The following is a 16,136-nucleotide window of genomic DNA, read 5'->3' as shown; positions in this document are numbered from 1 at the left end:
TGTAAAGGCTTTCTTTATTACGGAGTAATTTTCTTTAAATACCCTTCTAACTGTTCTTTCGTTTGTTCACCTATAATTTGCTCCACTACTTTTCCATCTTTATCAATCAAAAAGCTTGTCGGTAATGGACCTACTCCATATGTTCCTATAATCTTTTGTCCTTTATCAATAGCAACTGGGAATTTCAAACCATATTGGTTCACAAAGTTCTTTACTGCAATATCCGTTTCATCCGCATCTAACGCTATGATTTCAACGCCTTTTTCTTTATACTTTGGATATAATTCATTCATATAAGGCATTTCTTTTTCACAAGGTTTACACCACGTACCCCAAAAGTTTAAAAATACACCTTTTCCCTTTAAATCTTTTAGTTCAATTTTCTTCCCTTCTAAATCCGTCACAACAAAGTTAGGTGCTTCTTTTCCGATTTGCATTTTCTCTTTATTAGCAAAGAATCCTTGATAAAGGGTAAATCCTACAGCACCACATAAAATGAGTAGAATAATAACGCGAAATAATAAGCGATTTTTCTTCATATTACCTCTCCTCTCCTCGGTAAATGTTATGTATTATCTTCTGTAAATGTTGTATTGAATAAATCACCAGCAGAGCACTCCACTGGTGAATTTTTAACTCTATAGCTTATCTTGGCTTTGTAGAAGCAAGCGCGCGTAATTGTTTCACCTCATGTGGTGTCAATTCTCTCGCATCACCAGGTCGCAGGCTTCCTACTTCTAAGAAAGCATAACGTTCACGTTTTAATTTCACTACTTTACAGTCTAACGCTTCAAACATACGACGTACTTGACGGTTACGTCCTTCATGAATTGTTAATTGTACAATAGCCATTTCTTTACGCTTGTCCCAAGAAATAATTTTCACATGTGCTGGTGCTGTTTTACCGTCTTCTAGTGCAACACCGCGTTCTAACATGCGAATTTTCTCACCTGTTAATGGGCCTTTTATTTTTGCAACATACGTTTTTTCAACTTTATATTTAGGATGCATTAATATATTTGCGAAGTCCCCGTCGTTTGTCATTAATAATACTCCTGACGTATCATAATCTAGACGTCCGATTGGGAATAAACGTTGTGTAATTTCAGGGAAAAAGTCTGTTACAACACTTCTACCTTTATCATCTGATACACTTGAAATTACACCAGTTGGTTTATATAGTAAAAAATAAACAGGTTCTTCTTTTTCAAGAGGGATGTTATTTACTTCTACTTTATCTTGAGGAGTTACTTTTGTTCCTAACTCTTTCACTATTTTTCCGTTAACTTTCACTTTTCCTTGCTGAATTAATTCCTCAGCCTTTCTTCTCGATGCAATACCTGCTTGCGCAATCACTTTTTGTAATCGTTCCATTTCTTTTTTTCACCTCGAATTTATCTTACCTTACATTAGAAAGACTTGGCAACCGCATACGCTTTACGGTTATTCGCTCCATCTCACTTAAACAACATAGCGATGATATTAAACATATAAAGGTCAAATCATGTTTTTATCCTTTATTATTGTCCATATTTTTCATATTTCTCACAATAAAAGTTCATCATTTTGTCAAAAATACCACATAAAAAAACCACTATTAAGCTACACCTTAATAGTGGTCGTATACGTATTATACGCGAAATAGCATAAAAAATGAATAGCTTTACTGAAACAATAGGGAAACAAAGACAATCGAGCAAATAATTCCGATTAAATCTGCAAAAAGACCTACTTTTAATGCATCTCCCATTTTTCTAATACCAACAGCTCCGAAGTATACTGTTAAAATATAAAAAGTCGTATCTGTACTCCCTTGCATCGTAGAAGCTAATCTCCCAATGAATGAGTCTGGCCCATATGTGGCAATTAAATCAGTCGTAATACTTAGACCAGCAGAACCTGAAATAGGGCGTATTAGTGCTAATGGAACGATTTCTGCTGGAACATGAATTAAATCTAGCATTGGCTTCATTACTGATATCATTGCATCTAGCGCACCTGAAGATCGGAATATAGAAATAGAAACAAGCATTCCAACCATAAACGGTAAAATGGAAATTGCAATTTGAATCCCTTCTTTTCCTCCCTCAACGAACGATTCATACGTCGGCACTTTCTTTATCGTGCCATATAAAAGGATAAAACCAATTACACAAGGGATTACCCATAAGGAAATTGTATTTACAATACTCATTTTTTCCGCCCCTTTCTACTCCTTCTTCGGTAAAAATAGCGGTCAATCCAAATCGCTCCAATCATAGAAAGTACTTGTGCAATAAATGTTACCCCAACAATTTCAGTAGGATTGGCTGATTCATACGTCATTCGAATTGAAATGACTGTCGTAGGAATTAATGTAATAGCTGATGTATTTAATGCTAGAAACGTCACCATAGAACGGCTCGCCGAATCCTTTCCTCCATTTAACTCTTTTAGTTGTTCCATCGCTTTAATACCAAGAGGGGTTGCTGCATTACCTAGACCAAAAAAGTTTGCCATCATATTTGATAGAATAAATCCCATGGACGGATGGTCCTTTGGTATTTCTGGAAACAACCTTTTTACTATCGGCATAAAAAGCGAAACTAATTTTTTTAACAATCCGGCTTCCTCTGCAATTTTCATTAAACCAAGCCAAAATACTAAAACACTAATAAGTCCTATACAAATCGTTACTGCATCTTTTGCTCCGTCAAATACAGCCTTATTCACTTCTTCCATCGTTCCATTTATCATGGCGTATACAATCCCAATGACAGCCATCGCTACCCATACGAGATTAACCATCGTTCCCAACACCTATCATGTAAGAAAAAATTTCTTTCACATTATTCCAGTAAAGTCCCGTTGTAGCTACTAACTTCCGTTTACTATAAAATAAATTCCGTTCTCCAACTTTCTCATTGCCAACATAAACATCTGTCTTTCCAACCTTTACTCCATCCTCAAGCGTTATACTTTTATCCAGTTCAACTTTTAATAACACGTTCTTTCTTTCCTCTTCAGTTAACGGCACGGAAAAACTATTTTTCGTATAAACATGGTTGGCATACTTCTTTTCATTTATTTCAGCAATTGCTCCTTGTCCTAAAACTTTCGTTTGCTTGAAACGTTCGAATCCTTTGTCAAATAGATTCATATGATCATCCCAATCACTAGAAGCACTCAAAGTTACGACAATTAAATCTAGTCCATCTTTTGATGCCGTTGTAACAAGCGTTCTTCCTGCTTTCTTCGTAAAGCCTGTTTTTCCTCCTGTTGCAAATTCATAATAAGACGTTACCAACTTATGTTTATTTTTCCACGGGTAATCCCAAGAATCGGATTTATACGTTTTTGTTCCAAAGATTTTTTTAAATGACTCGTTTCCCATTGCATACTTCGTTAATAACGCCATATCGTAAGCCGACGAATAATGTGATCCATCTCCATCTAAACCATGAGGGTTTGAGAAGTGAGTATCTTTCATTCCAATTTCTTTCGCCTTTTCATTCATTAAATATACGAATCCATCTATACTCCCACCCACACTTTCAGCAATTACTTGCGCTGCGTCATTACCAGATCTAAGCATGAGTCCGTATACTAAATCTTCTAACTTCACTTTTTGTCCAGGCTTTAAATAGATTGCTGATCCTTCCACCCTCACCGCTTCATTGCTAACTGACACCATTTCTTTCATCTTCCCTGATTCAGCAGCTAACAAGGCAGTCATAATTTTTGTTATACTAGCAATTTTTTGAGGTTCATGTTCTGCTTTTCCGTATAATACACGACCAGACTGTTGCTCCATTAATACAGCATTTCGAGCACTGACATTGCTGTTCATCTTTGCATATGTAGGAATTGGCATAACGCTTGCGTACATAATAAGAAGCGTAATGATTACACAAATTCGTCTCATATTTCCCCCCACGTCCTTTTGGCACTTTTTGTACAAGTGTATGCTTGGCCTTTTAAAATATGAACGAAATCTTCCTTCTGCTTTCATTAAAAAAGACGCAGAGAATTTGCGTCTAATATGGTGTCCATTCAATTTGTTTCGCAGTTTCAAACCTTTTTTCTACATCAGGCCAATTTACAACATTCCACCAGTTTTTAATATATTCATCTTTTCGATTTTGGTATTGTAAATAATACGCATGTTCCCAGACATCTAGTACAAGGAGTGGTATCGTATCCCATTGTGTAAATAATTGATGAAGTGTACTTTGCAAAATTTCTAACCTTCCAGACCGGGGCACCCAAACGAGAATTGCCCAGCCTGAACCTTCTACTTTAGAGGCCGCTTCTGTAAAATGTTTTTGGAAACGTAAAAAGCTCCCAAAATCTTGTTCGATTTGTTGTGAAAAAGCACCTCTTGGACTTCCACCACCGTCTTTTTTCATGTTATTCCAAAATATCGTGTGTAAGTAATGACCTGACCCATGAAAAGCCGCTTCTCTCTCCCAATGCTTAATTAAATCAAATTGATTTGTTTTTCTCGCTTCTTCCATCATCTTCTCTGCTTTATTTAACCCTTCCACGTAACTCCGATGATGTTTATCATGGTGTAACATCATAATTTCTTTAGAAATATACGGTTCTAACGCATTATACGGATAAGGTAATGGCGGGAGTGTATGTCCTCCAATTGGAACAGCTCGTTCGCTATCCCCTCTTTCATATAATTCATATTCCTCTTCTTCTTGCATAAATACTTCCTGCAAGTGATGCTGAATGTGTTCTACATCATCACTTATTTCATACATAAACTCTGCATCTGTTTCATACTCATGCTCTTTCATACGCTCTAACAACGTCTGAATTTTATAAGCAAGCATATGGACATCATACACTTCCATTGCGCGGCTATCTAATACGTGAAGAACACTTTCACACCAATTTTCTACTTCATGAAAGTAATCTGTAAATACACCTTGCTGATTCATGTTGCACCTCCCTAATGCTATCCACTTAACTATATTCAATGAAAATCCCTTATATAACTGTACAAAAGGAAAAGAAGCTAAGTCACCTTAGCTTCTTTTCCCCAATCAATATTTGTGTAACATCTTTGTCTGATAATCCGTCTCATAATATTCTAGTTCTTCACGCATCAATTGAAATTTACCTTCTAAACTCTTCATCACTTGCCCCAATGATGCAGGTGGTGTTTGTTGAAAAACGATAGAATTTTTTCCGGTATATGCAGACCGACTATTTTCATACCAATAATCACTCTTCGGTGAAAAAAACTCCGCAATTACTTGATGGTAAATCTTATATAAAATTTTTTCAGCTGCTGTTTTTCGAAATGGCTGACTATTCAACAAAACAAAACATGCATCATGTCCTTCTTCGCAAAAAACGAGAAGTCGTCTCATTGATGCTAATAACCCTTTATAATATTGCTCGTTCCCTGCCGGTGTCTCCTCTAATAAAGAAGGCAACGTATGATAATTTACATAATTGGTTATTAAATGAATAGCATCTTCTAAAAATATAGAAACTTGTTCTGTTTGATTTTCAACCATCAAATTAGACATTTTTCTCTCTCCTTTGCCATTTCACACTATTTCTACTCTTTTATTTTTATGTAATTCAGCCAATATTTCTTGTACTTTCAACACCGTTCCTTCATCAAAATATTGTTGAAATTCTTCCATATTATTTAAATACAAACGTTTTTGCGCACGAAGCTCCCTATCTTTCACTAAACAACATATCGCTACAATATCGCGCAAATATATGTTTTTTTCTTCTACTTTATACACTGGATTTCCTTCAAAAGGAGTAATTTCTTGTAAAACTTCTTCAAAATATCGAACGTATAAAACCGAAAAAGTTTTCTCTTTATCATTTAATATATATGTCACTTCAGATTTGTTAAAAAAATCCTCTGATGTATTAGGTTTCGCTTTTTCTAACTCATATCCTACATAACCTTTTATAATCATATACTCCCCCCTCCTCCTTCTTTTATCTTATTCTAACTTAATTTTCTGATAAACAAAATATTCTTTTAAATATACCTATATAAAAAATAGCTCCCCTATACAGGAATTTACCTTTTTATTTTTCTTGAAGTTTGTCATAATAATATTATTGTCTCAGTTTTCTTACACAAGGAGAGTTGTATTTATGTCGTTTTCATGGAAACGTTTCTTACAAATCGGGAAAATTATCTTCCCATTTGTTGTATTAACAATTGTATTCTTTCAAGCAAAAAAAGAATTAGCGGGCATTTCTTTTTTAGAAGCGATTGATACAATTAAAAACATTCCAACTGGAGGAGTCTTTTTAGCAATTACACTTGGTGCATTCGCTGTATCAACAATGTTCTTTTATGACTATGTTATGCTTCGTTACTTAAAAGCTGATATTCCTGTCCAAAAGATTTTCCGTATCTCGTGGATTGCTAATACTTTAAATGGATTTATCGGGTTTGGTGGTCTCGTTGGAGCCGGCGTACGCACAATGCTTTATCGTCCATACATAAAAGAAAATGGAAAACTTATTAAAAGTATCGCTTGGATGACAACTGCCTTTATTAATGGATTAGCCATTCTTTCATTTCTTGGTCTTATCGGAATATTAGACACGAGATTTATTTTGCATGAAAAACCATGGCTATGGCCTGTTCTTATCTTCTTTGCTCTTTTCGTTCCTATATATATCGGGTTTTCTAAATTAAAAAATAGAAAAGCGACGCAAACAGAGGGACAAGAAGAAGAGGAGAAGAACCCAACCGTTTTATACTCATTAGTTTCATTAGTCGAATGGGTATCTGCTGGTATTGTTATGTACGTCATATTATTATTATTTGGCATTGAAATCGAATTCCAAAAGTTTTTAGGCGTATATGTCATTGCTGCTTTAGCTGGTGTCGTTAGTCTTGTTCCTGGTGGCCTTGGATCATTTGACCTTGTCTTCTTAACTGGGCTTGGGCAATACGGCATCGATACAGGTGTTTTACTCCCTGCTATGTTATTATATCGTCTCGTCTATTACATCTTACCATTCTGCCTTGGTCTCATTTTTGCAGCTTTTGAAATGACAGGAGTAGCCATTAAAAAGTTTGAAGATAAACCTTTTATTGCGCCTGCATTAGAGACAACTGGTGTTATATGGACCTTGCAGCGTGACTTTCTAGGAAAGTTAGGTTCTTGGGCATCTGCTGCTTTAACAGTATTTGCTGGCTTAATGGTTATTTTATCAACCATTCTACCGACAAGTATAAATCGGGCACACGCCTTACATATTCTAGCTCCAAAACACCTTATTCAATTTTCTTTTAGCTTATCACTAACATTCGGTATTCTCCTACTCATTCTTTCACGGGGGATATATTACGGAACAAAACGTTCTTATTATATGACGATTGTTTCTTTAATTGGAGCGGCTATTTTTAATACACTAAAAGGAATTGATGTTGAAGAAACGTTTATTTTATTAATCGTACTCGCAGTATTGTATATGCTTCGTAAAAGGTTTGTACGTGAGAAAATGGAAGTCTCACTTTCCGATATCGTAAAAGTTTTTATATTCCTACTTGTAACGTTATATTTATATAAAAACTTAGGTATTTTATTTGCAGGTGCAAAGGAAGCTTTCAAACCTGATTTTGTCGTTCGTAATATTACACAAGTGAAACGAAGTGCATTAGCAGCTGCCTTTTTTGTTCCTACTTTTTTACTAATTGGTTCACTCATTGCAAATCGTTATCGAAATGAATTTCCCGGGCAACCAGCTAATGATAAAAGATTACAAAACTTCCTAGATGAACATGGTGGAAATGTACTTAGTCATTTAGGTTTTTTAGGAGATAAGCAGTTCTTTTTCAGTAGTGATGGAAAAGCACTCATTCTCTTCTCAATAACTGGAAAACGACTTATTGTACTAGGTGATCCAATTGGTGACCCTTCCTCCTATCGTACTGTATTGCAAGAGTTTTTAGCTGAGGCTGACCGATTTGGATACATTTGTGTATTCTACCAAATTGAAAGTAAATGGATGAGTTTATATCACGATTTTGGTTATAACTTCTTTAAGCTCGGTGAAGAAGCTGTTGTTGATTTAAATACCTTTACAATAACAGGAAAGAAACGTGCTGGCATGCGAGCTACTTTCAACCGTTTTGAAAGAGAAGGCTATACATTCTCTATTCATGAGCCACCTTTCTCCGACGAATTATATGAAGAGTTAAGAAAAGTTTCAGATGCATGGCTTGGTGGAAAAAAAGAGAAAGGTTTTTCACTCGGATACTTCGATCGTGAATATATTAGTCGCGCTCCTATCGCAACATTATCTGATGCGGATGGAAAAATTATTGCATTCACAACATTCATGCCCGTATATCAAAACGGATCATTATCTGTCGATTTAATGCGATATTATCCAGATGCGCCTAGCGGCATTATGGACGCAATTTTCATCCACTTATTCCAGTGGGCAAAAGAAAATGAATACCACTCCTTTAATATTGGTATGGCACCACTTTCAAATGTTGGTTTATCCACACAGTCTTTCTGGTCTGAACGAGTGGCTGCTGCAATCTTTAATAACGTTCGTTATACGTATAGTTTCAGCGGATTACGCCATTTTAAAGAAAAATATAAACCAGCATGGAGCGGTAAATATTTAGCATTTAGGAAGAATCATTCTTTACCAATTACAATGCTCTCTGTAACAAAATTAATAGGAAAAAGAAAAAACAGCTAAATTCTTAGCTGTTTTTTCTTTTTTGAACTTGTACAATAAATTCTTTTTCATACTTCTTACCATTTATATAGAAATTCCCCCACATTTTATACGTGCCCTCGGCAGGAAATGTAATCCGGTATTGTAATTGCTCATCCGTATCTACAGGCATAGCATATAAAAAGTTCTCCTTCGTTTCATCCACGATATAGAGTGACTCTACTTCTCCTCTCTCTGAATGTAATTTCAATTTTTCACCCTTTTTCGCTTGAAACTGAAATGTTAACGTAACTGGTTCATTCGGATGTAATGCACCAAATAAAAGAGAAACTTCATACTCTCCTATTTTTTTTGTAAGTACACTGTCGATTGGAAATTTCACTTTTTTCTTATTGTTCTCCTCTTTCGTTCTACCAAAATCTTTCCTAGCGAATGACTCTACGGACTTATTTTTATCTTCGTATAAAAATATTGTATATTCTTCGTCTTTCGCTATTTTGGAGGATAACTTATATGACCCGTTCCCTGCAAATGTAGGTTTAATTTGTTGTATGTGTTTTAACTGTCCATCTACAATCACTGCCCGAATTTGATCATTTACACCACGAATTTCATTATTCTTTTTGTTTAACAACTGAAATACAATATCTACTTTCTCATTTCCCTTTCCATTTGACACATCCCACTTTACTTCCTGAACATCTCCTACAGTCTCTTCGTTTTCTTGATATTTTTTTATGTAAAATCCTCCTGCCACAATAAGTACTAACGCAATAAGTCCAATGACAAGATTTTTCAAAACATCACCTACCATTTTTATTGTCTCTGTTCATACAAAACTTCTTAAGGTATATATTCTAGATTATGATTTATGAAATCCTCCTATTTTGCACATATTACAAATAATAAAAAGATTTTAATTGAAAGGATTCGTAGTGTATAATGCAAATGATATTGATTTCTATCAATACATTATAAGGAGGACTTTTCATGAGTGTACATATCGAAGCAAAACAAGGCGAAATCGCTGAATCTATTCTATTACCTGGTGATCCATTACGTGCAAAATATATCGCTGAAACATTTCTAGAGGATGTTACTTGCTATAATAACGTACGTGGTATGTTAGGTTTCACTGGAACTTATAAAGGAAAACGTGTATCTGTTCAAGGTACAGGTATGGGTGTTCCTTCTATTTCTATTTATGTAAACGAATTAATCCAAAGCTACGGAGTTAAAAATTTAATTCGCGTTGGAACTTGCGGTGCAATTCAAAAAGATGTAAAAGTTCGTGATGTTATTATCGCAATGACGGCTTGTACTGATTCTAATATGAACCGTTTAACATTCCCAGGATTTGATTTTGCACCAGCTGCAAACTTTGATCTTTTAAAGAAAGCTTACGATGCTGGAACTGAAAAAGGATTACACGTTCGTGTCGGTAACGTTTTAACAGCAGATGTGTTTTATCGTGAAAGCATGGACATGGTTAAAAAACTTGGAGATTACGGTGTATTAGCAGTAGAAATGGAAACAACTGCTCTTTACACATTAGCAGCGAAATACGGTGTAAATGCATTATCTGTATTAACAGTTAGCGATCACATCTTCACTGGCGAAGAAACAACATCTGAAGAGCGTCAAACTACATTTAACGAAATGATTGAAATCGCTTTAGATGCAGCAATTCAACAATAATACACTAAAGAACTTGTCATACGTCTGGCGAGTTCTTTTTATGTGACTTTTTATAAATAACTATTTTATAAAGAGACAGATTTCTCTCCTCTACTTTCTTGTAACGTTTGTTATAATAAAGTGAAACTTTAATCAGTGGGGATTTTTCCCATTCCCCATTGATTATTAGTTGAACCAATCAGGATTTTACGGGCAGGTGATCTCCCGCCTAACTCCCTTGTATTTGCCGAATTTTGAAGTAGGAGTCTTATTACCTGTTAAGGCGGGATAAAGAAATCATTTACAGTATTTCTCATAAGAGGTGACGCAGTGAAAAACAGAAGTATCGTCTTTAAACTATTTTTATTAACATCCACTTTATTTACAATCATATTCCTACTTTTTTTCCTAGGACAATCTCTATTTTTAGAGAAATTTTATATTAATAAGAAAGTAAAAACAGTCCAAACTGCTTTTGAAAAATTCGTAGATAATTATGATAAAAGTGATAAAAGTTATGAGCAGGTTAGAAAACTAAAACAAGAATTTCATGATAAAACAAATGCAGATATGCAGTTTTTGGATTCTAACGGTATTATTAAAAGTGATAACAATTACTATATCGATGTATTTAATCCCAACAATAATAAACAGTATTCCATTCCACTCAATAATCTTTTAACACCAGAAGAATATAATAAATTCGAAAATTTAGGTTTAAAAAAAGATGTAATAATCAATGTTGATGGAGTCGTACAAGAGAATAATATAATCACACCACAAAAATTAGGAACGAATTATAATCAATGGCAGAACGAACATTTCTATTCGGATTTTCAGTCAATTAATGGTAACCCTTCTAAGAACAGACTTGCAAGCCGATACAAATCTACAACTCGAATCGTCTTTACAGGTGTTATAACTAAGTTACAGCTCCCATCCAAAGCTGAGGTTCGTCTTGCAAATGATATTGAAACATTACAAGCCGTTCAATATTTCGCAGATATGATTAGAGAGGGCACTTCTAACTCGAACCAATTAAGTACTTTTATATTAGATGGTGGAGAAAATATAAAAAATAGTATCTTTGTAAAACCGATTATAGAAAATGGAAGGATTACAGAATACGCTTTTGCGATAGCATCTTTGCAGCCTGTTAATGAAGCGATGCTCGTTTTAAAAGATTATTATGTTTATGCCTTAATTATCGTGTTTCTCGTTATTATTTTGTTATCCTTCTACTACTCAAAAATCATTGTTAAGCCATTAATTAAAATAAATCGTGTTACAAAAAAAATGGCTAATTTTGATTTCAGCGAGAAATTACCTGTTACAGCTGACGATGAAATTGGCGGGCTTTCTGGCAGTATCAATACATTATCTGTAAATTTAAAAGATCGAATCGATCGATTAAATGTCGCTAATACAAAGTTACAACAAGATATTGAACGTGAACGTCAATTGGAAAAAACAAGAAAAGAATTCATTTCTGGCGTGTCACACGAATTAAAAACACCACTGAGCGTAATTAGAAGTTTTGCAGAAGGAATTAAAGATGGTGTTAGTAAGGATACTTCGTATTATACTGATGTTATTTTAGAAGAAACAGAAAATATGAACAGGCTGATTGTTGAAATGTTAGAATTAGCAAAGTTGGAATCTGGTACTTACAAACTAGATATGACGACGTTCTCAATCGGTGAATTAACGCAACAAGTCTACACAAAATTATTATTTAGCATGGAAGAAAAACATTTACAAGTGAACATCGATGCAGACCCTTCTATACTTGTTAAAGCAAATCGCAGTCGCATTGAGCAAGTAGTTGTGAACTTACTAAGTAATGCAATCCGTTATACGCCAGATGGAGAAAAAATACAAGTCTCTATTATAGAGGCAGAAGATACCGTAAAAGTCGAAATCGAAAATACAGGAAACCCTATCCCTGAAGAAAGTCTTGAAAAAATTTGGGATCGCTTCTATCGTCTAGATGCATCACGTAGCCGTCACACTGGAGGTACTGGTCTCGGATTATCTATTGTAAAAAACATTTTAGACCTCCATCATGCCGAATACGGTGTGTATAATACGACTAACAGTGTTGTATTCTATTTCAATTTACAAAAAGTAAAAGAAGTCAAATAATTTGTCTTAATTTCACTAGGAGTTCACATGAAATTCACACTCTCCCTTTATAGTAAGAAACAAGTTAATCCTTTCCTTTACACATATAAAAGAGGAGAGTGCGTGAAATGAAACAAGCAGGACAACCTATTCAAAATGAAAAACAATTAGAAACTATCAAAAATATACTTTTACAATCTTCGAAACGTGATGGCTTATTATTCGTATTAGCTGTAAATTCTGGCTTAAAAGTAAGTGAAATCTTACAATTAAAAGTTAGTGATGTAATCGATGAAAATGAAAATGTTCGCCATTCCATTTTATTTTACAATGAAAAAGTGAAGAAACATAAATGGTTTGCTGTAAATGAAGACTTACAGCACGCAATCGAAGACTACATGAAAGAACGTAAAACTTGGAAACGTAATGAACCATTGTTAAAATCTCAAAAAGGAACAAAATCTATTACGAGACAACATGCATGGTACATTTTAAACAAAGCTGCAAAAGAAGTTGGATTAGAAGGGATTAGCTCACATACACTTCGAAAAACTTGGGGTTATTGTGCATACAAATCAGGTGTTGATATTGCATTTTTACAACACTTCTTTGATCACAGTACTCCATCAAAAACTTTAAAGTATATCGGTATTGCTTAATAACTCTTATACATAAAAAAGGTTACCATTTGAAAATTTGGTAACCTTTTTTATATTTCATATTCTCTTTTCTTGTCTCTCCTATACTGTAGTGGTACTCTAATACTAAGGGGGAGAAATTATGAACACACTTACAATTGAATTACCAAAAGAAACGGCTGAAAAACTTGATTTATTAAAACAAGCTTATGAAAAGAAAACAGGTGCTTCTATCTCTGAGAGCACTCTCGTTCAAACACTTATCTCAAAAGAATTTATCCAGGCGATAACTCCTTTTGATTTACAACAATTTGTCAACGGAAAAGAACAGCATTAATCGCTGTTCTTTTTTTATCTCTATTTAAAATATACAAAGTTTTTTATATATTTTTAGAAAAACCATTGACAATGATAATGATAACCATTATCATTTATTATGAAGCCAACAATTGATGAATCAACCAAACGCTCAGTAACATTGTTACCCCTCTTTTTCATATAGAAAGGCACTGTACATTCCCCCTGTTTGTACAGTGCCTTTCTTGTTTATTATTATTCAAAAAAATTTAATTGCTCCGGCTTCGGCTCACCATATGTAATGTTCATCATTTTCATAAGCTGTTTCGCATTATCTGCTGCATCCCCACCTGAATTGTTGTTAAACAGTACGTATATATCCTTTGTTTTCTTTTTTAATTGCTCTAGTCGTTCAACCCATTCTTCCAGTTCTTTATTGTTGTAGCGATATAAACAGCGAACCGCTCTCCAATTTTCCCCTTTATCAAGCCAACCATGAACATTTCGACCGTGAAAACGTATTAATGCCATGTCTGAATTCGTAACCTCTAACACGAGTGGCACAGAACCTATCCCAGCCTGTGGTTCATCACAAATTGTATGAACCCATTTCTCCTGTTCTAGAAACTGTAACGTCTTATCTCTCATTTCTGGATAAAACCATGTTTGATTTCGAAATTCTATTGCACATGGTAAACCTTCCATTTTTTCTTTCGTATATCGAAGAAAATCTACATTTTTCTTTTTGCAATCAAACCATGGTGGATATTGAAATAAAATTGTTTTTAATTTATCAGCTTCTAATAAAGGAAGAATAGACTGTTTATACAAATCAAACATCTCATCGAACGTAGAAAAAGGAATTTCACCTTTCATATGTCCTGTCATTCCTTGATACGCTTTTACGACAAAAGAAAAATCTTTCGGCGTTTCCATTGCCCATTTTATATAATTTCGTGCAGGTTGCATCGCGTAAAATGAACTATCCACTTCCACAATAGGAAAATACTCGCTATATGTTCGTAATTTATTTCTATTTTCATAGGAATCTATGTATAAAGAATTATGATCTCCCCATCCTGTCACTCCAATGAACAGCACATATATCCCTCCCTTTTTAACTTCATCTTCTATTCACTTTCCAAACACTTTGCATCATGTAGCCTTTTCTTTAAGAGTATCCTTATAAAAATATGATATACTATATGGAAGAATTTTTAAAATGAGGGGTTATTTATTTATGCTTCCAAACGATGCTACTGTATCTCATGAAAAACGAATTGAAGAACTAGAAAATAAAGTACGTTTTTATGAAGAACTTGTGAATCAATTACCACATCATTTCACATACAAAAATCCACATATTGGTTTACGAATAAAGAAAACCAGAACAACTCATTCCATTCAAGAAATACCAAAAGAAAATAAAGAAGCTAATTTTCAACTTACTTGTGATTCATTATTTTTATTTGAACAACTTGAAAAACACTTTGTTCATATTTTTGATGCCTTTTCACATCATGTAACCTTTGTCGATAGTAAAGGGAATATTACTTTATGTAATCAAGTTGCCGCAGATGATTTCGGTGTAATACGCAATGATATTATTGGAAAACCAATTCAACAATTACTAAACTTGCCGGAAGAAAAAATTAAAGCAATTGAAACATTAAGAACGGGAACAGAAATATATAATGAAGAAGTTTTAGACAAAAATTACGGTATTATAAATAACCGAATTATTCGTGATTATAACGGTGAGATTTTTAGAGTTATTAGTGTCTTTCATTATTTAAATACAGAACGTGATGCAGAGAAGTTTTCGTTAGCAGGGCGAATCGCAGCTGGAATTGCACACGAAGTACGAAATCCTCTTACAACAGTACGAGGATACTTACAATTTTTACAAGAAAGCGTTTCTACATCAAATCAAGAGTTATTTAAAAACTTGCTTATCCCTGAATTAGATCGTGCAAATAATATTATTACAAAATTTTTAGCTGTTTCAAAAACACGGGAATTTACAAGAGAACCGTTTCCGATCAATACATTTTTACGTGACTATATTGAACAGTTACTAGCTAGTGAAGTCTCCTTGCATAACATTTCAATTGATTATAACTTCTCTAATGAATTAGATGATATTTTAGTCAATATTGATCGACATGAACTTGTTCAAGTGTTTTTAAATCTATTTCAAAATGCCGTCGATGCTCAAGGCGACAAACCACTTTCTATTCAAATCACTAGTTATCGCCTTGATAACTTCGTTCGGATTACTTTCACAGATAATGGAATTGGTATTCCTCCAGCTATTCAAGAATATATCTTTGATCCATTCTTCTCAACGAAGGATTCGGGAACAGGACTAGGCTTGTCAGTAACAAAAAAAATCATCCAAAATCATAACGGCACATTAAAAATGACTAGTAATGAAGATGGTACAACTTTCACTATTTCAATTCCAATCTTACCTAAAACAACCCTTGAAAAATTAAATCAATGTAAATAAAGGACTAATCCACGAACTACATGCCAATTGTTAAACACTCCCAACAATTAGCATGTAGTTTTTTATGTTGCACTTTTCTTCTTTACATTATATAAACCTTTCTCTATATCTTACTTATTTCTTTCTAGGTGGGCCAATTTCTTATTTTTTTAGAAATGGTAGTTTGTCCATCACGAATTTAGTATAAATTTCATTTTAATATATAG

At 34.1% G+C, this 16,136-nt stretch carries 16 protein-coding genes; 6 read left to right on the top strand and 10 right to left on the bottom strand.

The annotated features are described in order from the left end of the window. Positions 1-17 precede the first annotated feature (17 nt). The 8 genes from resA to OXT04_RS00775 form a co-directional block, all read right to left on the bottom strand. On the bottom strand, positions 18-539 hold the full coding sequence (resA, locus tag OXT04_RS00810) for a thiol-disulfide oxidoreductase ResA (protein WP_000742194.1): 522 nt from the start codon (positions 537-539) through the stop codon (positions 18-20). Between the two features lie 106 nt (positions 540-645). Further along, the gene (gene rluB, locus OXT04_RS00805) at positions 646-1,374 is read right to left on the bottom strand and encodes a 23S rRNA pseudouridine(2605) synthase RluB (RefSeq protein ID WP_000440553.1); all 729 of its coding nucleotides are present in this window, start codon (positions 1,372-1,374) and stop codon (positions 646-648) included. A gap of 289 nt (positions 1,375-1,663) precedes the next feature. Then, a complete protein-coding gene (spmB, locus tag OXT04_RS00800; RefSeq protein ID WP_000029514.1) occupies positions 1,664-2,194 on the bottom strand; it encodes a spore maturation protein SpmB in 531 nt (176 codons plus the stop codon). Beyond that, positions 2,191-2,787 (bottom strand): spore maturation protein SpmA, encoded by a 597-nt coding sequence (gene spmA / locus OXT04_RS00795; RefSeq protein ID WP_000247810.1) that lies wholly within the window; start codon positions 2,785-2,787, stop codon positions 2,191-2,193. The genes spmB and spmA overlap by 4 nt, the downstream gene beginning before the upstream one ends. Next, positions 2,780-3,904, bottom strand: a complete 1,125-nt coding sequence (locus OXT04_RS00790) for a D-alanyl-D-alanine carboxypeptidase family protein (RefSeq protein WP_001252626.1) — start codon at positions 3,902-3,904, stop codon at positions 2,780-2,782. The genes spmA and OXT04_RS00790 overlap by 8 nt, the downstream gene beginning before the upstream one ends. Positions 3,905-4,016: 112 nt before the next feature. Then, positions 4,017-4,931 carry a superoxide dismutase gene (locus OXT04_RS00785; protein ID WP_001075742.1) on the bottom strand — a complete coding sequence of 305 codons (915 nt, stop codon included), beginning with the start codon at positions 4,929-4,931 and terminating at the stop codon, positions 4,017-4,019. A gap of 105 nt (positions 4,932-5,036) precedes the next feature. Beyond that, a complete protein-coding gene (locus OXT04_RS00780; protein WP_000067551.1) occupies positions 5,037-5,528 on the bottom strand; it encodes a YpuI family protein in 492 nt (163 codons plus the stop codon). Between the two features lie 21 nt (positions 5,529-5,549). Continuing rightward, entirely contained in the window at positions 5,550-5,939 is a 390-nt protein-coding gene (locus OXT04_RS00775; protein WP_267412612.1) for a hypothetical protein, read from the bottom strand. A gap of 184 nt (positions 5,940-6,123) precedes the next feature. Between OXT04_RS00775 and mprF the strand changes: the two genes are divergently transcribed. Then, positions 6,124-8,703 carry a bifunctional lysylphosphatidylglycerol flippase/synthetase MprF gene (mprF, locus tag OXT04_RS00770; RefSeq protein WP_000010853.1) on the top strand — a complete coding sequence of 860 codons (2,580 nt, stop codon included), beginning with the start codon at positions 6,124-6,126 and terminating at the stop codon, positions 8,701-8,703. Between the two features lie 4 nt (positions 8,704-8,707). On the opposite strand, the gene OXT04_RS00765 is transcribed toward mprF, so the two are convergent. Next, positions 8,708-9,496, bottom strand: coding sequence for a hypothetical protein (locus tag OXT04_RS00765; protein ID WP_000232602.1), 789 nt, complete (start codon positions 9,494-9,496; stop codon positions 8,708-8,710). Between the two features lie 176 nt (positions 9,497-9,672). Here OXT04_RS00765 and deoD point away from each other — a divergent pair, with 176 nt between their 5' ends. From deoD to OXT04_RS00745, 4 genes are all read left to right on the top strand, one after another. Then, complete coding sequence (gene deoD / locus OXT04_RS00760; protein WP_000110707.1) at positions 9,673-10,380, top strand: purine-nucleoside phosphorylase; 708 nt, start codon at positions 9,673-9,675, stop codon at positions 10,378-10,380. Positions 10,381-10,689: 309 nt separating this feature from the next. Next, complete coding sequence (locus OXT04_RS00755) at positions 10,690-12,504, top strand: sensor histidine kinase (RefSeq protein ID WP_000797514.1); 1,815 nt, start codon at positions 10,690-10,692, stop codon at positions 12,502-12,504. A 107-nt stretch (positions 12,505-12,611) separates the two neighbouring features. After that, positions 12,612-13,142: a tyrosine-type recombinase/integrase gene (locus OXT04_RS00750; protein ID WP_000806236.1), complete on the top strand. Its 531-nt coding sequence runs from the start codon at positions 12,612-12,614 to the stop codon at positions 13,140-13,142. A gap of 121 nt (positions 13,143-13,263) precedes the next feature. Beyond that, positions 13,264-13,458 carry a DUF3924 domain-containing protein gene (locus OXT04_RS00745; protein ID WP_001094860.1) on the top strand — a complete coding sequence of 65 codons (195 nt, stop codon included), beginning with the start codon at positions 13,264-13,266 and terminating at the stop codon, positions 13,456-13,458. Between the two features lie 215 nt (positions 13,459-13,673). Here the strand turns inward: OXT04_RS00745 and OXT04_RS00740 are convergent, their stop codons facing one another. Beyond that, positions 13,674-14,519, bottom strand: coding sequence for a DUF72 domain-containing protein (locus OXT04_RS00740; RefSeq protein WP_000897363.1), 846 nt, complete (start codon positions 14,517-14,519; stop codon positions 13,674-13,676). A gap of 139 nt (positions 14,520-14,658) precedes the next feature. Between OXT04_RS00740 and OXT04_RS00735 the strand changes: the two genes are divergently transcribed. Continuing rightward, on the top strand, positions 14,659-15,930 hold the full coding sequence (locus OXT04_RS00735) for an ATP-binding protein (RefSeq protein WP_071714672.1): 1,272 nt from the start codon (positions 14,659-14,661) through the stop codon (positions 15,928-15,930). Positions 15,931-16,136: the final 206 nt, after the last annotated feature.

This window comes from Bacillus sp. GC_Bacil_1 (genome assembly GCF_026540675.1).
Classification (GTDB): Bacteria; Bacillota; Bacilli; order Bacillales; family Bacillaceae_G; genus Bacillus_A; species Bacillus_A cereus.
This window is presented reverse-complemented; position numbering and strand designations above follow the sequence as displayed.